General features: G+C 40.0%; 16 protein-coding genes and 1 tRNA gene. 11 read left to right on the plus strand and 6 right to left on the minus strand.

Annotated features, from left to right (window positions below):
* The first annotated feature begins 112 nt into the window (after window positions 1–112).
* The 4 genes from H6G79_RS03620 to H6G79_RS03635 all read left to right on the plus strand — a co-directional run bounded on the left by H6G79_RS03620 (window position 113) and on the right by H6G79_RS03635 (window position 5,657).
* Entirely contained in the window at window positions 113–1,246 is a 1,134-nt protein-coding gene (locus H6G79_RS03620) for a pilus assembly protein PilB (RefSeq protein WP_190589811.1), read from the plus strand.
* Between the two features lie 205 nt (window positions 1,247–1,451).
* On the plus strand, window positions 1,452–2,135 hold the full coding sequence (locus tag H6G79_RS03625) for a Crp/Fnr family transcriptional regulator (RefSeq protein ID WP_190589810.1): 684 nt from the start codon (window positions 1,452–1,454) through the stop codon (window positions 2,133–2,135).
* 471 nt (window positions 2,136–2,606) lie between these two features.
* Window positions 2,607–4,391, plus strand: coding sequence for a M61 family metallopeptidase (locus H6G79_RS03630; protein ID WP_190589809.1), 1,785 nt, complete (start codon window positions 2,607–2,609; stop codon window positions 4,389–4,391).
* Between the two features lie 168 nt (window positions 4,392–4,559).
* On the plus strand, window positions 4,560–5,657 hold the full coding sequence (locus H6G79_RS03635) for an AI-2E family transporter (RefSeq protein ID WP_190589888.1): 1,098 nt from the start codon (window positions 4,560–4,562) through the stop codon (window positions 5,655–5,657).
* 42 nt (window positions 5,658–5,699) lie between these two features.
* On the opposite strand, the gene H6G79_RS03640 is transcribed toward H6G79_RS03635, so the two are convergent.
* Complete coding sequence (locus H6G79_RS03640; RefSeq protein WP_190589808.1) at window positions 5,700–6,755, minus strand: DMT family transporter; 1,056 nt, start codon at window positions 6,753–6,755, stop codon at window positions 5,700–5,702.
* 445 nt (window positions 6,756–7,200) lie between these two features.
* Here H6G79_RS03640 and H6G79_RS03645 point away from each other — a divergent pair, with 445 nt between their 5' ends.
* On the plus strand, window positions 7,201–7,581 hold the full coding sequence (locus H6G79_RS03645; protein WP_190589807.1) for a hypothetical protein: 381 nt from the start codon (window positions 7,201–7,203) through the stop codon (window positions 7,579–7,581).
* Between the two features lie 94 nt (window positions 7,582–7,675).
* Here H6G79_RS03645 and H6G79_RS03650 read toward each other — a convergent pair.
* Window positions 7,676–7,762: transfer RNA gene (locus tag H6G79_RS03650), tRNA-Ser, on the minus strand.
* Window positions 7,763–8,017: 255 nt separating this feature from the next.
* On the opposite strand from H6G79_RS03650, the gene H6G79_RS03655 reads away from it, so the two are divergent.
* From H6G79_RS03655 to H6G79_RS03665, 3 genes are all read left to right on the plus strand, one after another.
* Complete coding sequence (locus H6G79_RS03655) at window positions 8,018–8,515, plus strand: LptA/OstA family protein (RefSeq protein ID WP_190589806.1); 498 nt, start codon at window positions 8,018–8,020, stop codon at window positions 8,513–8,515.
* 197 nt (window positions 8,516–8,712) lie between these two features.
* Window positions 8,713–9,441: an LPS export ABC transporter ATP-binding protein gene (gene lptB, locus H6G79_RS03660; protein WP_190589805.1), complete on the plus strand. Its 729-nt coding sequence runs from the start codon at window positions 8,713–8,715 to the stop codon at window positions 9,439–9,441.
* A gap of 218 nt (window positions 9,442–9,659) precedes the next feature.
* Window positions 9,660–10,775 (plus strand): LptF/LptG family permease, encoded by a 1,116-nt coding sequence (locus H6G79_RS03665; RefSeq protein WP_190589804.1) that lies wholly within the window; start codon window positions 9,660–9,662, stop codon window positions 10,773–10,775.
* Window positions 10,776–10,805: 30 nt separating this feature from the next.
* Here H6G79_RS03665 and H6G79_RS03670 read toward each other — a convergent pair whose 3' ends face one another.
* Window positions 10,806–12,398: a tetratricopeptide repeat protein gene (locus tag H6G79_RS03670; protein WP_190589803.1), complete on the minus strand. Its 1,593-nt coding sequence runs from the start codon at window positions 12,396–12,398 to the stop codon at window positions 10,806–10,808.
* 384 nt (window positions 12,399–12,782) lie between these two features.
* On the opposite strand from H6G79_RS03670, the gene mrdA reads away from it, so the two are divergent.
* Together mrdA and H6G79_RS03680 are read left to right on the plus strand one after the other, a co-directional pair.
* A complete protein-coding gene (gene mrdA, locus H6G79_RS03675; RefSeq protein WP_190589802.1) occupies window positions 12,783–14,603 on the plus strand; it encodes a penicillin-binding protein 2 in 1,821 nt (606 codons plus the stop codon).
* A 484-nt stretch (window positions 14,604–15,087) separates the two neighbouring features.
* Window positions 15,088–16,677 carry a B12-binding domain-containing radical SAM protein gene (locus H6G79_RS03680; RefSeq protein WP_190589801.1) on the plus strand — a complete coding sequence of 530 codons (1,590 nt, stop codon included), beginning with the start codon at window positions 15,088–15,090 and terminating at the stop codon, window positions 16,675–16,677.
* A gap of 60 nt (window positions 16,678–16,737) precedes the next feature.
* Here H6G79_RS03680 and H6G79_RS03685 read toward each other — a convergent pair whose 3' ends face one another.
* Window positions 16,738–17,562 carry a lectin ESA-2 gene (locus H6G79_RS03685; protein WP_190589800.1) on the minus strand — a complete coding sequence of 275 codons (825 nt, stop codon included), beginning with the start codon at window positions 17,560–17,562 and terminating at the stop codon, window positions 16,738–16,740.
* Between the two features lie 891 nt (window positions 17,563–18,453).
* Window positions 18,454–19,125, minus strand: coding sequence for a LuxR C-terminal-related transcriptional regulator (locus tag H6G79_RS03690; RefSeq protein ID WP_190589799.1), 672 nt, complete (start codon window positions 19,123–19,125; stop codon window positions 18,454–18,456).
* Window positions 19,126–19,254: 129 nt separating this feature from the next.
* On the opposite strand from H6G79_RS03690, the gene H6G79_RS03695 reads away from it, so the two are divergent.
* Window positions 19,255–20,088, plus strand: coding sequence for a sulfurtransferase (locus H6G79_RS03695; RefSeq protein ID WP_190589798.1), 834 nt, complete (start codon window positions 19,255–19,257; stop codon window positions 20,086–20,088).
* Window positions 20,089–20,627: 539 nt separating this feature from the next.
* On the opposite strand, the gene H6G79_RS03700 is transcribed toward H6G79_RS03695, so the two are convergent.
* Complete coding sequence (locus tag H6G79_RS03700) at window positions 20,628–21,197, minus strand: hypothetical protein (RefSeq protein WP_190589797.1); 570 nt, start codon at window positions 21,195–21,197, stop codon at window positions 20,628–20,630.
* Window positions 21,198–21,443: the final 246 nt, after the last annotated feature.

The following is a 21,443-nucleotide window of genomic DNA, read 5'->3' on the forward strand; positions in this document are numbered from 1 at the left end:
ATTATCTTACTGAGATTAATTTAATTTTTACCAAGAACACAAAGTATCTTTATTTACTGCCAACTAGCTTAGAGCAAAATAAAATATAAGGAAACTGTAAATAATTAAACCTATGTTGTCTTCAGAGGACAAATCAAATGATACCGAAGCCAGTGAGCAGCAGGTACTATCGAATATACCGATCAACTTAGAGCAAGAAAGCGATCGCCAACAAATATTTCAGCTAATTGATCATCTCTTGTCCTTTGAAGCTTGCTTGTACCACCAAATTCTGCCCTTTCGACTAGAAGGTAACAAATTACTCCTGGGGATGGTGCATCCGCAAGACAGTAGCGCCCTTGATTACGTAAATCGCATCCTCGCTTATATCAACTGCACAATGGTGGCTCATGAAATTGCCAGCGACAGCCACCGCCACATCCTCTCAGCCTACCTCAACTATAAAAATACCTTTAGCTCCAATATCCCCACCTTAAATCAAGCTGATTTCAAATCATCTCAACAGCAACCACCAACATCAATGGTGGAAAACATGGAAACTCCTAAAAATATTCCAGAACCCAACCTTTCAGCCTTAGCTCAAAAGCTTAAAGCAGAAATCACCGAAGCATCCCTGGCAACAAATTTAACCATCCTGCCAGTGCCTACCCCAGAACTATCCACTCCGGTGGAAGTGCTGGCACTACTCCCACCCAAAAAACTACTAGAAGAATTACTCGGTCGAGTTTTGGGTGGTGGCATTGGTCGCTTGTATTTAGAAAGACAACCCTATCAAGGTAGGATACTCTGGAGTGATAACGGTGTTGTCCAGTCAGTACTGGATAATTTACCCCTGTCAGTGTTTCAAGGCGTACTGAATGAATTAAAGCGATTTGCCGGTTTACCTATAGCCACAATTACAGAACCAAAACAAATAGAAAAAGAATGTTTATATCAACAAAACCGTTTGTTATTACGCCTGCGAGTCATGCCAGGGATTTACGGTGAAGAAGCCACACTACAAGTACTGCGGGGAGCCGCTTTAAAGTTTTATCAACAACAACAATTAGGTCGTCTCAGCCGTGATGTTTTGGGTATTTCTCAACAACTGAGCTATAAATTACAAGAACTGCATCAACGGCTCATACTTAACTCTAGCCTCACATCAGAGCAAGCAGATGCTTTAGATAATTTAAATCGCATTGTGGAAAATTTAGACCAACAAGTCAAAATACTCACAGCAAATAGCGATTCAATGAGCAAATAATAAATCACAATTGGGTCAGTAAAACCTCTGATTTCGATCCCTGACATAATTGCTATGTTGTAAGGGAACATTAGACCGAAAAACCATAGCTTGTTAGTCTTAATTATTACATTTTAAATATGTATTAATACTATGGTAACAGGTTTAAAACTTATAGCAGTCAACTAAATTTTCCATTATTGAATTCATTTTTTACAGATATTTCATGCAGACTGAGGTTTTTAGTGAACTTTTCCCCTTGCTGAGTACAGCCAACCCACAAACTTTAGAATGGCTGCTCAATGTTGCCGTTGATCACGAATATCCCGTAGGACGAGCCGTATTGATGGAAGATGCCTGGGGTAACGCCGTTTACTTTGTGGTATCCGGCTGGGTAAAAGTCCGCCGTACCTCTGGCGAAGATTCTGTGGCTATAGCGATTTTAGGTCGGGGTGATTTTTTTGGCGAAATGGCGATTTTAGATGAATCTCCACGTTCTACTGATGTAATTGCCCTTTCACCTGTAAAATTACTGAGTATTTCTAGAGAGCGTTTTATTCAAATCTTGTTTAAAGATCCACAATTACACCATCGGATGCTGCAACTGATGGTGCGAAGAATCCGACAATTTAACCAACGTTTACAAATTCGCTCTTCACCACCAGCCGTCAAACTGGCTCATACCTTAGTTAGTTTGGGTGAAAGTTATGGACAAGACTCCGAACGTGGTAAAGAAATTTTTAATATTCCCTTTAAAGATTTGGCGGAAGTGACAGAAATCGGAGTTGAGGAAACCACCAAAATCATGGAAAAACTGCATGAAAAAGGATGGATCACAATCGATAATGCTAATAACATCATTTACTTGGTTAACTTCAAGCAACTGATGAATTTGGCAGGGAAAGTCTAATTCTGGGTTGAATGTGGATTCAAAGAAATTCAACTGCTACGACAACTGATTTACATTAGCTATCCAAGTCCGAGACTGAGGAACTTTGGGACTAACGACTGATGCTGGTGTTAGGAAGTCTTGAAAAAAAGAAACGGTAGCAGCCACAAACGTAAATTTTGGCAATGGTGTGGAGCATAAAGAGTTGAGTGACCAGCTTTGAAATCAGCTCTACTGACTATTTTTGATGAAAAACGCCCAAGCATCAAAAATGCTGGAAACAGATGCTTGGTGGGAAAAATTAATTAATTATGGATAAAAAGACTGGAAGCTTTGATATTAATTATAAAATATTAATTAATTGTAAATTTTTTCCAAATCGTGCTTTCACACTGCTTGATTCCTCGTTCTTTACAAAGTCCCTCCATTGACTATTAATTATTGACTAATAACTATAAACTCATAACTTATCACTCCTGTCTACTACTACAAATGACTGAAGCAACAGCACCTCGTCTCGAAATTGGCGTTAAGGAAACCGTACCGACGATTCATTACCTGGTCGCAATGCCCCAACCAGAAACCCATCTGTTTGAAGTGAGCTTGCAGCTGGTTAATCACTCATCCCCAACCCTGGATTTGAAAATGCCCGTCTGGACACCAGGTTCTTACCTCGTGCGGGAATACGCCAAGAATCTCCAAGATTTTGCCGCTTTTAGTGGAGAGCAACCTTTACCTTGGCGTAAAATCAACAAAAACCACTGGCAGATCAACACAAACGGTATTTCGGAATTAACTGTACGTTACCGTATATTTGCCAATGAGCTATCGGTACGGACAAACCATTTGGATGGTACCCACGGTTATTTTAACGGTGCAGCCCTGTTTTTTAGAGTCCGGGGCTATGAAACGTTGCCAATTCAAGTAACGATTGTACCGCCGCATCCCGAATGGCGAGTGACGACAGCCTTACCTTCAGTTGATGAACAGTCATTCACTTTTTACGCAGCCGATTTTGATACTCTTGTCGATACTCCCTTTGAAATTGGTGATCATAAGTTATACCGCTTTGAGGTTTTGGGAAAACCTCACGAATTGGCGATTTGGGGACAGGGTAATTACCAAGCACAACAAGTAATTGCGGATATTCAAAAAATCATTCATGTAGAAGCACAGATGTTTGGCGGGTTGCCTTACGACAGATATGTGTTTCTGCTGCATTTGTTTGCTCAAGCCTATGGTGGCTTGGAACATAAAAACTGCTGTTCTTTGATTTATCAGCGTTTTGGTTTTAATTCACCAGATAAATACGATCGCTTCATTCAATTGGTGGCGCACGAGTTCTTTCACTTGTGGAATGTAAAACGGATTCGCCCAAAAGCTTTAGAGGTGTTTGATTACGACCGGGAAAGCTACACTTCGTCTCTGTGGTTTTGTGAAGGAACAACCAGTTACTATGATTTGCTGATTCCTCTACGGGCAGGAATTTATGGTGCCAAATCATATTTTCATAATTGGAGTAAGGAAATTTCCCGATTTTTGACTACCCCAGGGCGGAAGGTGCAATCACTGGCTGAGTCCAGTTTTGATGCCTGGATTAAACTTTATCGCCCAGATGCTAATAGCAATAATTCCCAAGTTTCTTACTATTTGAAGGGAGAAATGGTGTCTTTATTGCTAGATTTGCTGATTCGAGAGCGATCGGCAAATCAGCGTTCTTTGGATGATGTGATGCGGTTGATGTGGCGCAAATTTGGCAAATCGGAAATTGGTTATACACCCGAAGAGTTGCAGGAAGTAATTGAATCTGTCGCAGAGATGGATTTGACGGACTTCTTTAATCGCTACATTAATGGCACGGACGAGTTGCCGTTTAATCAGTATCTAGAACCTTTTGGCTTACAGGTGATTGCCGATAAAGAAGAAGAACCTTACCTTGGATTGAGATTAAATACCGAAAATGGCAGAGAAATTGTCAAGTTTGTAGAATTTGGTTCGCCTGCACAATTGGCAGGAATTGATGCGGGTGATGAGTTACTAGCGATCGCTGGTATCCGTGTCACTTCCCATCAACTAAGCGATCGCTTAAAAGATTACCAAGCAAACGACGTAATTCAAGTAACCGTTTTCCATCAAGATGAACTACGTACCTGTTCTGTGACTCTGGCGGCACCACGTCCAAGTAAATATCAAGTAGTTCCGGTTAACAATCCCAATAACACACAAAAAGAAAATTTTGCAGGTTGGTTAGGCATACCACTGGCCAGCCTGCGTTAAAACTGCTACTTTTGAATCTTTTTATTGCTCAGGCAATTCACAGGGGCGCAATAAATATATTGCGCCCCTGTGAGTTTTTGCTAAGATACATCCCTAAAAAAATAAAGTCAGCAATTTTTTGATAAGTTGATACTAAGCATGACAAATTAATTAGGAATAATTATGAATATCAATTTATCAGTTAACCGCCTCCTAAAATGGCTAATTTTAACACTCTTGTTTCCGCTATTATTTCTTAATGGATGGCTATTATTAAAGTTTTTTCAATATTTTCAACCTTTAGTAACTATTCTTGTATTAGCATCTTTGTTTGCTTTTATTTTAAATTACCCTGTTGCGTTACTAGAGAGGAAAGGATTAAACCGCAACTATGGAGTTACGCTAGTTTTTGTCTTAGCTACGTTGATATTAGTAACTTTTGCAACTACGTTATTGCCCATAGTTTCTCAGCAATTTAATGAAATGGTGAAATTACTACCCCAATGGATTGATTCTAGTGAGACAAAATTACAGGTTTTAAATGATTGGGCCTTTAGCCAGAAAAGCCGCATAGATTTTAGTCAGATTTTTACCAAAATTACTGATAAAATTCCCGAAGAAGTGGAATATCTTTCAGATAAGCTGTTAAGCATTATCATCGACACAATTGATAGCATTTCTGGTGCATTAATTACCGTAGTTTTAAGTTTTTACTTGTTGTTAGATGGGGCAAGATTGTGGCAAGGTATATTTAAGAAGTTACCTTGGGATTCTGCCCAAAAAATTGGTAAATCAATCCAACAAAACTTTCAAAATTACTTGATTGGTCAAGGCACATTAGCTTTATTGATGGGACTTGCTCAAACATTCATGTTTTTGCTGTTTCAAGTCCAGTTTGGATTACTTTTTGGCTTAGGAGTAGGAATTTTAAGCTTAATTCCCTTTGGTGATGTGTTTAGTTTGATTATAATTACTTTAATTATCGCTACCCATGATTTTTGGTTAGCAGTCAAAGTGTTAGCCGTAGCTTTGATCATAGATCAACTCATTGACCAAGTGATTGCTCCACGTTTATTAGGAAGTTTCACAGGGATAAGACCTATTTGGGTGTTAATTTCTTTATTAGTAGGAACTTACATTGGTGGCGTTTTAGGATTAATTATTGCCGTACCAGTGGCTGGTTTTATTAAAGATGTTGGAGATGGCTTTGCTGTATCGAATCATTCTGATAAGGCGGTTGTCGGTGAAGATGCAGAAATGTTACCTCAAGAACCTACATCTGCTTGAAACAAACCCCTCATACCAAATTAAAAGTATATTGATTGGTTATTAAATACCTTTAAATCCCATTTCGCTTTCTACTTGTTGCACCTCGGTAGAATTTACCTGATTGGCGGTGGTTACTCTACGAGTTTGACGCATCACTCCCAGTTGGCTAATAAATATGCCAACGACAATCAAACTACCACCTATATATTGAGGTAAAGTTGGGACTTCATCTAAGATAAAATAAGCCGCCAAAATGCCTGCAATGGGAGCAAATGAGCCAACTAAAGAAGCTACGGATACAGTAGAAGCTCTCAAACCTTTAAACCACAGGGACTGGCCTAAAACTACAATCACCACACTATAAAGCAACATCCACCGCCACAAAAAAGGCGAAAATACTTCGACAAAATGATGTTGACCGTATAACTTTAAAGCCAGAAAGAAAAATACGACAGTACCTAAAGCAGTGCGATAAATTGTAAAAATTCCTAAAGGAATGTGGGAGACAGATTTTTTCCCTATCACGGTAGCGATGGCGGCTGCGACTGCTGCGACTGCTGCTAGAATTTCGCCTGTACCCAAGTGAAACCCAGGCATATTAGTTATATGAGTTCCCGTTGGCTGGAGTATAACAGTTAGTGTCACGCCAATAAAAGCCGCGATCGCACCCACAATTTCCCATAGATTTACCCGTTCTTTTAATAACCAAATTGATAAAGCTAAAGCCAGTGGTGGTTCTAGTCTGCCAACCAAAATCACATTATTGACATTGGTGAGCGCCAATGCCTGAAAAATTAACCCAGGGGCTAAAGCTCCTGATAGGATAGAAACCACCGACAACACTAACCAATTCTTCACAGATATTTGCTTCAATGCTGTTTTGTTCCACTGCTGCCTATAGATAAGCATCAGAACCAATAAGGCGCAGATATTACCGACAAACAAAACATTACATAAAGAAATCGGGTTTCTGCCATTTATTAAGTTTTGCGAGCCGATTTCTGTTAATTTGCGCGTAATTGCGCCAGATGCGCCGAAAATGACGATTGCGAGCCAGAGATAGGCTTGACTGGGAATTCTATCAATGAAACGATGCCATCTTCTCAGGCTAGTCACAACAATACCACTTATAGTTGCAATACAAATATTAGGAATCCGATTTGATTTCTGAATCTAGTTGTGTGGTGCGCGTTCGCAAAGCGTCTCGCAGAGAAGCGCAGCGCAAGCGCGATAGGCAGGGAGTAGGGAATGGGGAGTAGGGAGTAGGAAAGAAGCCTGACCTGAGTTTACTGATTTTTTTCATAAATCAAATATAAGTCCTATAACATCCAGAATACTAAAAGATATTAGCTTATATTTAGCTGATAACAGGCTGGAACACTGTTAAAAATTACCTAAGATTTTTGGACATCACACTTACCTGAGAAAATGCTGAGTTTAAACTGAATCTTCTCAAGGAATAAACTCAGACAATTTATGGCTAAGTTTCAGATGAGGTTCAGTAGTGTCTGAGATGCTCTGGATAGCTGCTATAAATCTCAAACACAAGGAATATTAACCAATGAAATTCGCCCCTTCTTTACTAACAGGTGTTGCCGTAGCTGGGTTGTTGACAGTTGCTAATGTTACATTACCAAGCGTAAACCCTTCACAAACTCAAGCAATTGCGGCTGAAGGCAAAGATGCTTTAGGTTTGACTCCTCAACAAGAAATCGATTTGATCACCAAGCATAAAGGTACACCTGGTAGTGGTGATCAACTGCGTCGTTTTTTCTTTGGCGACCTTGAACCAATTGGAATTCAACCTGGTGGTGCAGGTCAAGTTGTTAACCTTTACAACAAAGCTAACAACGTTACATTTTCTTACTGTTCTACCTTTGATGTTGTGGTCGCAGTGAAAAAAGGTAAAGTTCCGAAATTTCCTGCTAATGAAGTTAAGTAATTTTGTGTAGTAATTAAGTCAGATAAATAAACTTTAGGGTAGTCAACAAGATATTTGTTACTACCCTAATTTTTTGAGGGATTTTATTTAAGAACGGAGAGGGGGGGATTTGAACCCCCGAAGAACTTACATCCTTAACGCATTTCGAGTGCGCCGCATTCAACCACTCTGCCACCTCTCCAGGTACTGATAGAAATGCGAAGACGTTCCTCAGCTATGATAACATTCCAAATCCAGAGAGCGATCGCTTGTTTGGGAAATCCGCATTAGACTTATATGATCATGATGAAAATTTTCATGAAACTTCAACCTTCTGCCAAACGTCAGTTTTCCAGCCATGACTTATCCCAAGCTATTCCAGATTGTAGAGGTTATCGCTGGAGAAAGTACTTGAGATAATTAGTATAAAATCAGAAATTCTGAACCCCCAATTTCTATGAAGCCCTGCAATCAATCGCTAACATCACCCCTACGTCGCTTTGGTCTAGCCTTGGTACTCCCAGCCGCACTTTTAGGCGCATTTACCTTTCCTAGCCAAACACAAACAGCAACCGCGCAGTCTGCTGGTGGTAATCGCCCTTTAACTATTCGCTCAGATATCCAAGAATATGACGCTAAAAGCCAAATTATCACCGCCCGTGGTAATGTGCAGATGTTGTATCCAGCGCGGCAAATCCAAGCAACGGCGGCTCAAGCACAATACTTTAGCAAAGAACGCCGCATAGATTTTAGTGGCAACGTCTATATTTTGCAGCAAGGCGGCAATAGTATTCGGGCAGAGAAGGTGACATATTTAATTGATGAAGGCAGGTTTGTTGCTTTACCCCAAAGTAATCGTCAAGTCGAATCGATTTATATGGTGGAAGACTCGGAAGTAGGTGGACAAAATACTACACCAGCCCCCAAAACCCCAAATCTCAAGCCAGCCAATTAACATTTAAGTAGAATTGCAGAAAATAACCTCCTGGTTTATCCTCACAATAATTTAAAATCTAAAATTGGCATGGTTAACCTAAGTTGAAAAAGCGATGAGTGCTGAGGAAAAAACTAGTTTCTAGCCTCTAGCCCCTTTTTCAGCAGTCCTAGTGTATGCAGTTCACGATTACTACTTAGTATCAATTAACGCAGATAGTGAAAATTGTTTTAGAGAATATTCACAAATCTTACGGCAAGCGAGCCATTGTCAATCGTGTCAATCTTTCCGTGATTCAAGGTGAGGTCGTTGGTTTACTAGGCCCCAATGGCGCTGGCAAAACGACGACCTTTTATATTGCCACAGGTTTAGAAAGACCCAATCAAGGGCGCGTTTGGCTAGATACTCAAGATATTACTGGTATGCCAATGGACAAAAGAGCGCGTTTGGGTATTGGCTATTTAGCCCAAGAAGCCAGTATATTTCGCCAACTTAGTGTGCAGGATAATATACTCTTGGTGTTAGAGCAAACCAATGTTCCCAAACGAGAGTGGTCGAAGCGATTGTATACTTTGCTGAAGGAGTTTCGGTTAGAGAAAGTAGCTAATAGTAAAGGGATTCAACTCTCTGGTGGTCAACGACGACGAACAGAATTAGCTAGGGCGTTGGCGGCGGGAAGAGAAGGGCCAAAGTTTTTATTGTTAGATGAACCGTTTGCTGGGGTTGATCCGATCGCAGTAGCAGAAATTCAAGAAATTGTAGCAGGACTGCGCGATCGCGGTATGGGAATCTTAATCACAGATCACAATGTGCGTGAAACTCTGGCTATTACTGACCGCGCCTATATTATGCGCGAAGGACAAATTCTCGCTTCTGGTACGGCTGAAGAACTGTACAGCAATCCTCTTGTGAGGCAATACTATTTAGGTGATAATTTTCACGTTTAAAAAACCGAAAAATTTAAATTGATATAAAAATCCTCAATGATTTATCAACATCTCTCTGCCTTGTCTCCCTTGTCTCTTTTATTCATACATCAAATAGGACTGCTATAAGTTACAAACTACGCATTAACCAGGGTTGAACCATTAAATTTTAATTGCTTATGATTTCCACAAAGCAACAGTCTTTTTATAGTATTAATTCACTGCTGCCATTTACGATTATGGATCGTTATTTGCTCAGTGAATTGCTACCACCATTTTTATTTGGAGTTGGGGCATTTTCCTCAATTGGTGTAACAATTGATGCTGTATTTGATCTAATTAGAAAAATTGTTGAATCTGGTCTACCTGTAGGCATAGCTATTCAAGTTTTCTTGTTAAAGATGCCATATTTTATTGTGTTAGCTTTTCCTATGTCCACGCTGCTGGCGACTTTGATGACTTACAGTCGTCTTTCGAGCGATAGTGAACTCATAGCATTACGCGGGTGTGGAGTAAGTGTTTATCGGATGGTGCTACCTGCTATTGTGTTAAGTTTATTAGTTACAGGTATGACATTTGTCTTTAACGAACAAATTACACCAACAGCCAATTACCAAGCAAATCAAACTCTTCAAAGTGCTATTAAATCTGATAAGCCAGTTTTAAAACAACAAAATATTTTTTATCCAGAATACCGCGATATTCAAGAAGCCGATGGTAGTAAAACTAAGCAGTTAGCACGGTTATTTTATGCTGACCAGTTTGACGGTAAACGGATGAAAGGTTTAACTATTATTGACCGTTCTACAGCAGGTTTAAATCAGGTGGTTGTGGCAGAATCAGCACAATGGAATGGTTCGCAAAGCGTTTGGGATTTTTATAATGGCACTATTTATTTAGTTGCATCTAATGGTTCTTATCGCAACATTTTACGTTTTGAACAGCAGCAACTCAAACTACCCCGCACACCACTGAGTTTGGTAGAAAAAAGCCGTGACTATGGTGAAATGAATATTTCCGAATCTTTAGAACAATTAACAGTGGAAAGATTAGGAGGCGATCGCCAAAAAATTCGCAAGCTGCAAGTGAGAATTCAACAAAAAATTGCTTTACCCTTTGTCTGTCTAGTGTTTGGCTTAGTCGGCGCAGCAATGGGAAGCGTCCCGCAACGTACTGGGAGAGGTACAAGTTTTGGCGTGTGCGTGATTGTGATTTTTACTTACTATTTACTATTTTTTATTAGTGGTGCGATCGGACAAGCTGGTGTGATTTCTCCTTTTTTGGGTGCTTGGTTGCCTAATTTTATTTTCTTAGGCATAGGTTTATTCTTATTAATGCGCGTAGCTAGGCGTTAACTTGAATACACTCCATTGGTATCACCTAAATTAAAAATTCAAAATATCTAGCGACTCTTCAATTTGTAAATCTAAAACTCGTCCTCGCGCATCTTTAAGCGCATCTAATTTACCTTCTTTGCGATAAAGTTCTACAGCTTTTTGAAAATCTATCATTGCTGCTTGTTTATCGCCGATCGCTGATTGCACATTGCCGCGATTATAATAAGCATCGCCATAATTTGGGTTAATTTGTATAGCCTGAGTATAATCTTCAAAAGCTCCGGCATTGTCGCCTAAATCATAACGAGCATTACCTCGATTATAATAAGCATGGGCATCATGAGGGTTAATTGTAATTACTTGAGTATAATCATCAATTGCACCTTCATAATCACCCATATCTGCACGCGCGTTACCACGATTTTTGTAAGCAATAGCATCGTGAGGGTTTAACTTAATAGCTTTAGTAAAGCTTTGCTGATATCCTAAAAAATAACGGGACATGCCACGGTTTTGATAATTTATGGCATAGTTAGGATTAATTTTAAGTGCTTGGCTGTAATCTTCAATTGCACCTTGATTATCTCCTAAATGGGAACGAGCATCGGCACGATTTTTATAAGCTACTGCCAGATGAGGATTGATATTAATTGCCTGGGAGTAATCATGAATTGCTGAAGTATAATCGCTTAACTGGTAACTTGCTAATCCACGTTTAATATATAACTTGGCATCATTGAGATTAAGTTGAATTGCTTGGGAATAATCTGCGATCGCTTCTGTATAATCTCCTAGTTGATAATAGCTTAATCCTCGTTGATAATAAATCTCTCCATCATTTGGGTGTAATTTTAAAGCTTGACTATAGTTAGCGATCGCATTTGCATATTCTCCCTTAGCAAAACAATCATTCCCTAGTTTGACATAATCAATTTCTGTCTGCACAATCAAAAATTGATTATCTTGATTAACTGCGGGACGCGCCGCTAACATTGGTGTTTTCTGATTATCTTCTGTCCGATATTCTTGATAATTAATAGTAGATTGATATTGTTCTAAATAACAACGCAAACCACCACCATATAATAATTGTTCTATGCCAAAGGCAATTCTACCTGTTTTGAGTTTAATCATCCGAGTCGGTAGAAATCCGGCTAAAAAAAGATGATACTCAGATTGCGCTTCGTGTACTTCTTCTTGAATTAAAATACAAACTACAACCGCATTTTTTTCTACTTCTTCCGAACTAACAGACCATCTCACCCGATCAAGGCTACCATGCCGAGATTTGACTTCAATCCCCACTGATGGGTTAGTAGTCAGGGTAAAATCTATCTTGCCATCGCCACCAAAGCGTTTCTCATAATCAACTTCGGTAATTAAATCAGCCAAACGTTCCTTAACAACTTCCTCGCCTAATTTACCTTTGAGATAGCTGATAAAAACATCACGCACTGGCGAAACCCGCTTGTATTTTTCAGCCATTTGCCAGCAAAAGTCGCGGAGTATCTTTAATCTCTCCCCAGAAATTATAGTTACTTCGCTGTATTGACCTTCTGTTTCGCAATGTAGCAGAGAACCAGATGTTAGCCTTTGAATAAAATCAGACTGTAGCGATCGCAGTAGCGTAATCCAGTCCATTGATATATTGCAATCCTATTTGATTTCTAAACATCTTGTCGAGACAGGGAGTCGGGAGACTGAGTATATCTGCGAATCTTGGAATTAGATTATTTTATTCAAATATCCCATATACGTAAACATTTCCCCTCAAAAACACTCTCTACCTTGTCCCCCTTGTCTACCTCGTCCCCCTCGCCCCTAAATTTCTCCAAAATAATTTACTCTGGTCATAGACTTTGCGAATGGCTAATTGCAATAATTCTTGATAAACTGAATCAGCGATATGGTTTTACTTATTTAAGTAAAACTATATACAAAAAATTATTGTGATTAACAGTAATACCCGGTAGAAGCCCAGAACCATTGTATACAGATAGTACTTATCAGTAATTAACCTTATTTATGGCAGTATTACACCCTTCTCCTCTAGGTGGCAAAAAAAATACACGCACAGTCGGGCGCAATTTTCAGTCTATATTTTTGATGATATTTACCCTCACAATGTTAAGCGGTATCGGGGCGCGGTTGGCATATTTGCAAATTGTTGAGGGAAACACACACCGCCAACGCGCCGAGTCTAACCGCATTCGAGTTATTGCCAAACAGCCAGAACGGGGAAATATTTTTGACAGGAATGGCAAACTTTTAGCCAGTACTCGTTATCCCCGTTCTGTGTATCTTTGGCCAATGGCGCACACAAAACCTTCTTGGCCAGTTGTGGGGCCGAGGTTAGCCAGCATTTTAGAGATTCCCCAAGCAGACATTGAAAAAAAGCTAGATGAAGCAGGCGCAAATTCATCTTCTTTAATTAGAATTGCCCGTGATTTAAACGAAGCCCAAGTCACAGCAATCAAAGAGTATGAAAACGAACTCCCAGAAGTGGAAATTCATACGGAAGCTGTACGTTACTATCCCCACGGCACAGCCTTAGCCCATGTACTCGGTTATACCAGAGAATTAACAGCAGAACAGTTAAAAGAAAGAAAAAAAGATGGCTATCGTTTAGGCGATGTTATCGGTCAAATGGGAGTCGAAAAAGCTTATGAGAAAATGTTGCGGGGTGAATGGGGTGGTCAGCAAGTAGAAGTAGATGGGGCTGGACGACCATTGCGGGTATTAGGAGAAAAACAAGCCAAAGCCGGGAATGATTTGCATTTAACTTTAGATTTAGACATTCAAAGGGCTGCCGAAAAAGCTTTAGGCGATCGCGATGGTGCTATAGTAGCCATCAACCCGAAAAATGGCTCAGTTTTAGCCTTAGTTTCCCATCCCACCTTTGACCCCAACATCTTTTCTAAACAAAAACTCACACAAAAAGACTGGGAATCAGTACAAGGTGAAGACCATCCCCTAGTGAATCGCGCCCTCAGCGTCTTTCCCCCCGCCAGCACCTTTAAAATTGTCACAACCACAGCCGGTTTAGAATCAGGCAAATTTTCCCCCAGCACAATTTTACAAACCTACGGTTCTTTAACCATTGGCGGAACCAGATTTGGCGAATGGAACCACGCAGGTTTCGGGCCTTTGGGATTTGTTGGTGCAATGCAATGGAGTAGTGATACTTTCTTTTATCAAATAGGTAGAGGTGTTGGCGGCCCGGCTTTAATTGAATGGACTCGCAAATATGGATTTGGTCAAAAAACCGGCTTTGAGTTCGCCTCAGAAGAAGCCAAAGGGTTAGTCCCCGATGAAAACTGGAAACAGAAAACTTGGAAAATACCCTGGACTGTAGGCGACACAATTAATATGTCTATTGGTCAAGGTGCTTTACAAACCACACCTTTACAAGTAGCGGTGATGTTTGCAGTCCCGGCTAACGGCGGCTATCGAGTCCAGCCACATTTACTTAAAGATAATGAAGATGCTCAAAGTTGGCGCGAATCTTTAAATATGAAGCCAACAACCGTTAAAATTTTGCGCGATGGACTGCGTAAAGTTGTTTCTGAAGGTACAGGGAAGGTTTTAAATAAACCGACAATTCCCCCGGTAGCGGGTAAAAGTGGTACAGCCGAAGCTTGGAAACGTCGTGTTAAACAAAATCATGCTTGGTTTGGTGCGTATGCGCCAGCCGATAATCCAGACCTGCTAATTGTCGCTTTTGCAGAACATTCTGGTGGTGGTGGTGGTAGCGTCGCCGCGCCGATGATTCTACAAATTATGGAAGACTATTACCAAAGAAAGTATCCAGGTAAATATCAAAAACCAGAGGCAAAACAACAATAGTTTGACCAAATAAAGCAAAAGTAAAAAGTTAAAAGAAAGAAAAAGAAAATGGTTTGAAGCCCATCAATTTATTCATGGGAATTATCTTTTTACTTTTCACTTTTTACTTTTCACTTTTTACAGAGCATCCTTTTTGGTTCGTCATATCATTCGGTGCGTCTTCATACAGAATTGGTAAGACTAGTAATTTTAGGTTGTTCTAACTTTAGACAGAGAGAAGAACAGCCTTCTGAGTTGTAGTATTTAAGATGTCTTTGTTGACTCAGTTAGTAGGAAGATATTCTCAATCTTCTGACAGGTGTATTGCTAATTTAAAAGACTGAATTTATTTTAGTCTTTTATTATTTTTATCATGCCTATATGCCTAAGCTGTAGTGCAGATATTAGGCGTTAATTTGTTTGGAGCAACATATCAGTTTCCAGACAGATCATGTCGGCTATTGATGGGAGTCCGAGATAGCAGAAGTTTTGCAACCAGGATTTTATGAAAGCATTATTGCTCTACCCTCAGTTTCCCCAATCTTTTTGGTCTTACGATCGCTTCATGGAAATCGCCGGACTTAAAGCCGTTTTACCGCCATTAGGAATTATCACAGTTGCAGCACTATTACCCAAAGAATGGGAAATTAGATTTTGCGATCGCAATGTCAATCTGGAAACAGAAGCTGATTGGGAGTGGTGCGATCTCGTCATCTTGTCGGCCATGCTGGTGCAGAAACCAGATTTTCATACCCTGATTCAAAAAGCAGTCCGCTTAGGTAAAAAAGTAGCAGTTGGTGGCCCTTACCCAACATCTATTCCACAAGATGCTTTGAAATCTGGAGCGGATTATTTAATTTTGGATGAGGGGGAATTAACTGTTCCGCAATTTTTAGCAGCCCTCAATCAAGGTCAAGAACAAGGAATATTTCGCTCCCTGGAAAAACCTGATGTCAGCCAAAGCCCAATGCCCCGTTTTGACTTGTTGCAACGGGATGCTTACTTGATGATGGCTATCCAGTTTTCTCGCGGTTGCCCCTTTAACTGCGAATTTTGCGATATTATTACACTCTACGGTCGCAAACCACGCACAAAAGAGCCTCAGCAAACCATTGCTGAGTTACAAGCTCTGTATGATTTAGGCTGGCGAGGGTCACTGTTTATTGTTGACGATAACTTTATTGGCAATCAACGGAACGTCAAACGTTTCTTGCGAGAGTTGATTCCGTGGATGAAACAACACTCCTATCCCTTCACATTCATCACTGAAGCTTCTGTGAATTTAGCCGAAGATGAAGAACTGTTGCAATTGATGAATGAAGCAGGTTTCTATGCTGTCTTTCTCGGTATAGAAACTCCAGACCAAGAAAGTTTGCAATTAACACAAAAACTGCAAAATACTCGTAGTCCTCTTGTGCAAGCCTGTGAGAAAATTAATCAAGCAGGTATACTCATCTATGCAGGGTTTATCCTCGGTTTTGATGGAGAACGCCCAGGCGCAGGAGAGAAAATTCAAGCTTTTGTCGAACAAACCAATATTCCTCAACCAATGTTGGGTATTCTTCAAGCTTTGCCTAATACTGCTTTATGGAACCGTCTGCAAAAAGAGCAGCGTTTGTTAGAGAGTAAGGGTATTGGTGCAACTGAAGTGGGAGACCAGAATACCTTAATGAATTTCATCCCCTCACGCTCCATTGATGAAATTGCGAGAGAATATGTAGAAGGCTTATGGACTTTATATGAACCCAGAAACTATCTGAGACGCTGTTTTCAGCAATGTCTGAGTCTTGGTTCCCTCCCCCAGCGAAAACAAACTATGCAATTGTCTCCAGGAAAGGCATTGCGGCTGGTTGTTAAGTTAATCTGGCTTCAAGGTTTACGTCAACCAGAAATTCGTGTGCAGTTCTGGCAACAACTCTGGGCAATTCTGCGAACAAAACCGCAAGTTCTGAATATGTATTTAGGACTATGTGCTGCGGGAGAACATTTTTGGGAGTATCGGGTTTTAGCTAGACAACGAATTACTCAACAATTAGGCTACGACCCACTGATAGTCTCTGCGTTACCTAAGCCAGAACCAGTACTAGTCAAGTAGGATATGCGATCGCCTACCCTACCTGACTGACTATACTAATCTTTATGCGCGATCGCCTTTTTAGATTTTGGTGGCGCGGAAACCGATGGGGCCTTCACCAGCATAAGTAATGGTTCCGGTTAAGGTTTTGCCACCATCATTAGATGTAACATTCACCGCCACTACATTTTGTCCGGCGCGACTACCAATTACCCAAGTTCCACCTGCATTCCAAGGCGCGGAAGAACCTCCCCATTGGTTTTCTACGTTGTAGTTATTGCTACCAAACAGGTTGCCTCTAAAACCGATGGGGCCTTCGCCTGTATATGTGTTAGTTCCAGTTAAGGTTTTGCCGCCATCATTAGATGTAACATTGAGTGCTACTACATTTTGATTATCCCGGCTGCCTAGTACCCAAGTACCACCAGGATTCCAAGGTGCAGAAGAACCTCCCCATTGGTTTTCTACAGTGTAGACACTGCCGTTTGCAGCCGCACTCTTAAAACCGATGGGGCCTTCGCCTGCATAAGTTATTGTTCCGTTAAAGGTGTTACCACCATCGTTGGATGTGATATCAATTGCCACAACATTTTGATTTCCCCGGCTGCCTAGTACCCAATTTCCACCTGCATTCCAAGGCGCAGAAGAACCTCCCCACTGATTTTCTACTTTATATGTATCGCTGGTAGTTAAGGTAGCTCTAAAACCAATGGGGCCTTCACCAGCATAAGTGGTGGTTCCATTTAGAGTCTTACCATTGTCGTTTGATGTAACTTTGAGCGCGACAACACGTTGATTTGATCTACCTCCAATTACCCATGCGCCACCAGGATTCCAAGGTGCAGAAGCACCACCCCACTGATTTTGGACGATATAGAGATTGTTAATTGTTGCAGTAACTGTCATTTTTTTCTCCAATATTTTTGATAATTTAGTTCAGAGTTCTCCTTTAAGAACCCCATTTGATTTCTGAAAACATAGATGAATCCCAGCACAATTGAAAGTGAATTATTTCACTCATTTACAACTTTTATGGGTATTGCAAAACTTACTAGCTCAAAGCTAGTTAAGCCCTTTTTATATATGTGTCTTCAGAAATCAAATAGGATTCCTACAGAGCAATTTCCAAAGCAAGTCTAAAATCTGGCTAGAGACTTTTTAGAAGCTGTTTAGTGTACATCAAAGCCTTATTTTAGACTTGCTATATTCTCTCGATATCTTGGCAAACTTGGGGCGGTTTTATTTATTGTTCAGATTGATTTATTAAATCAATCATAGATATAGGGAACTATCAAGAAGTTATCAATGTATTTTGATTTTTTACAAAATCAAATGTGATAACTATGTGATAATACTATTCAATGAATTTTTGTTTGTCAATACGTTAAACAGCTATTTGCTGCTTTAATTTAATTTACAAATCAAGAAATAAGTTTAGCAATCGGACAGTTAAGACATTTAAGACTATTAAAGTTAATAAAATCGGACATTTAAGACAGTTAACAAGTTAATTCAGTATTTCTTATGTAAGTTATAAATAAATATTTATTTATTAAAAGGCTAGTAAATTAGAGACAAGGCAAAGACATTGGTAAATTACAGCACTTTTGCAGTAAGTAAGTGAAGTAGACTATGAGTAATAAGTAATGAGTAATAAGCAGGACTTACGCAAAAATTGCTCAAAAGCTTAATTTATCGTAGACGCGAAGCGGCTTCCCGCAGGGTACCGCCAAGTCGCCAAGAACGCCAAGAAATCTTAGAGTTTACGTAAGTCCTAATAAGTAAATTTATTACTCATTACTTTTTTGGTAGTTGTTTGAACTGGGTAATTTTAGAAAGCTTTGCTAACATTTGCGTGCGAGATGAAACTTCTAACTTGCGGAACATTCTTTTTAAAGCTTGTTTAACAGAGTTTTGGGTAATCCACAATTCACGACTTATTTCTGCGTTGCTACAACCTTGCGCTACTAGGGTAGCAATTTCCACTTCTCTAGGGGTTAAATTTGCGGTTTGGAAAGGTGGAGGTGGGGATTTTGTCATTGTTACCCAAGTGGAAATATGCAGACAAATCGCACTTAAATCTGTGAGGTTTTGCGAATCGAATGCAGGTATGTTTTGTTGACGGGTAAAACCTAATGCACCTACTAATTTACCAGTGCTGACAATTGGCCCGGCCATGACATGATAGTGATCAGGACGGGGACAAATCAATTTCCATGTTTTTGGTTCGACTACTAAGGCTTCGTGAACTGGGGCGTGGCGTTCTAGTAAGTAACGTGCGACTGGGTTGTATTGGGGTGATAAGGCAATTAGTATTGCTTTGTCAATCAGATGAGTTTGATCAAAGAAAAATAGCCCACTGCGTGTAGCGGCAAAATACTGACTGATATCTGTGGATATGTGCGATCGCAATGTCTGTTCATCTTGAGCTTGAGCAATTGCCCGAAATATATCTTGTAATGCGACCATAGGCAAATTGTACACTTTCGAGGTCTAGAAGTAATATCGCCCCAAATTTATCTTAGAGCAATGTACTGAGTGGTGAGTGGTGAGTGCTGAGTGCTGAGTTTTAAGTGTAGATTTTGGGATAAATTAACTATGACTGCCAATTCTGATTACGCTGATCCATCAGTTATCGTTGATACCCAATGGTTAGCAGATCATCTCCATGATCCTCATGTTCGTATTGTTGAAGTAGATACAAGTCCAGAGCCTTACAAAAATGCCCATATACCGGGTGCTGTATTTTGGAATATTTTTACAGACTTACTTTTACCAGATTTCAAAATTAATTTAGATGCGATCGCTTTTACCAAACTCATGGCACGCTCTGGTATCAGTAATGATACAACAGTTATTGCTTATGGCAATTATCCCGGCATCGGCGGCTGGATTTTTTGGTTGTTAAAAGTCTTTGGTCACGATAATGTTCGAGTTCTCAATGGCGGCTATCAAAAATGGAAGTTAGAAAATCGTCCACTCGCAACTGAGTTATCTACATTTCCCACCACTGATTATCAACCCCAAGCGCCTGATCATAGTTTTAGAGTCTTACATTCTGAAGTGAAAGCGGCAATTCATCAACAGGAACGCATTTTGTTAGATGTCCGCACAATTCAAGAATACAACGGTGAGTGGTTTTTTAATCAGCCACCCAAAGCCAATGAACGCACTGGACATATCCCTAGCGCAGTTCATCTTGAGCATATCCTGACACTGAATGAGGACGGTACTTTTAAATCATTTGCTGAATTGAAAAATCTTTATACCAGCCAAGGTATTACACCTGATAAAGAAATTTTTCCTTATTGTGCGATCGGTGGACGTTCTGGATATATTTGGTTTGTTTTAAAGTATCTACTAGGCTATCCAAATGTTCGCAATTACGACGGCTCTTGGAATGAATGGAGTCGCCTGAATGACTTATCGTAGGAAACAGGTGATAGGTGACATTTCTTGCTATGAGGTGCAGGAAGTATCACTTTTATCAGATGATGGGCGATCGCTTTTGTAGAGGATTTTTGAAAAGTATTGGGCGAATAGAATTCGCTACTACACAGGCAAAGTCCACGCAGGTGGACTAAGACAAAATCAAGGTTTTCAAACCCACGTAGGCGGTCACTGAGCTTGTCGAAGTGTGGGTTTCGTCTGTGTAGCCGCGATTTCTAATCGCCCGGTGAGTAATAATTTAGATTTTTCAAACAACCTCATAGCAATGGTGATTTTAGATGAGGATGAGCGTATTGGCCCAGCAACCCTGTTGGGAGCATCCCACTTTTTTGTATGTCATTGCGTAGGCGTTAGCCTTCCCGTAGGGTACGCAACGAAGTGAAGTGAAGCAATCGCAAAGTCTCGCACTAAGAACAAAACCATGCGATTGCTTCGTCGTTCCTCCTCGCAATGACATTTATTCTCTAGTTGCTAAATAAAAACTTGGATGCACCCAACCCTGTTTACCATAGATTTTTAGTTTAACTGGGCTTAATATTCTGAGCAACACCCTGGTCATTTTTCAGCTTGTTTTCACTTAGCCGTGAAGACTCTTGAGAAAAGGATTCCAACAATTTAACAGCCTTTACTAAAGATTCTCCCGATAATTCTTTGAGTACTGTTATTCCTCTTTGGCGAATTTCTTCAGGTGCAGTCATCGGCAACCTGTCCTCATTTACATCTAGCTTTAATTTTAGTCCAGGTTCTTTTTCATCCTGTCTTTCTAAAGTCTTATTTCTGTCTGTTTCTCTTTGTTGTAAATCGCAGCTAGTTATGAACGGTGGAGACATGGGAATTTCATAATCATCCGGCTCTAATAATAGTTGAAATGCCTGAAAGCATCGAGTCAGCGACTGCGTATCAACTTTGCTATCACGCCTAAAAATCTTACACAAGGTATGAGTGTCTAAACCTGTCTGATAACTCAGATCATCAAGAGTAAATCGCTTGTTACAGTTTTTATTAAATTCTGCTTGTTGTTTTGCATCCTGAAGTTTATGCAATCCTTTTGGGGTAAGAACTGCACCACGTCTGCGTTGTTGTGTAGGCATGAGGAAAATTTTGGATTTGATTTACACAAGCTGTAGGCAAACAAGAGAATTAGTTCGCCTAGAGGCGGCCTCATACTTTATATATCGTTTAAATGTAGGGATGTTATGCAGCAGTAAATCTTCGTTAGTCAGAACATGTAGACATCAGATTGAAATTTACCATAGTAAGCAGGTTAATTTATCTGATTATAGACTAATTTAATAATTTATAAGTTTATTTAGGAGATTATAAGCACTCTACTTTGT

The sequence above is a fragment of the Anabaena sp. FACHB-83 genome, from assembly GCF_014697485.1.
Taxonomy (GTDB): domain Bacteria; phylum Cyanobacteriota; class Cyanobacteriia; order Cyanobacteriales; family Nostocaceae; genus Nostoc_B.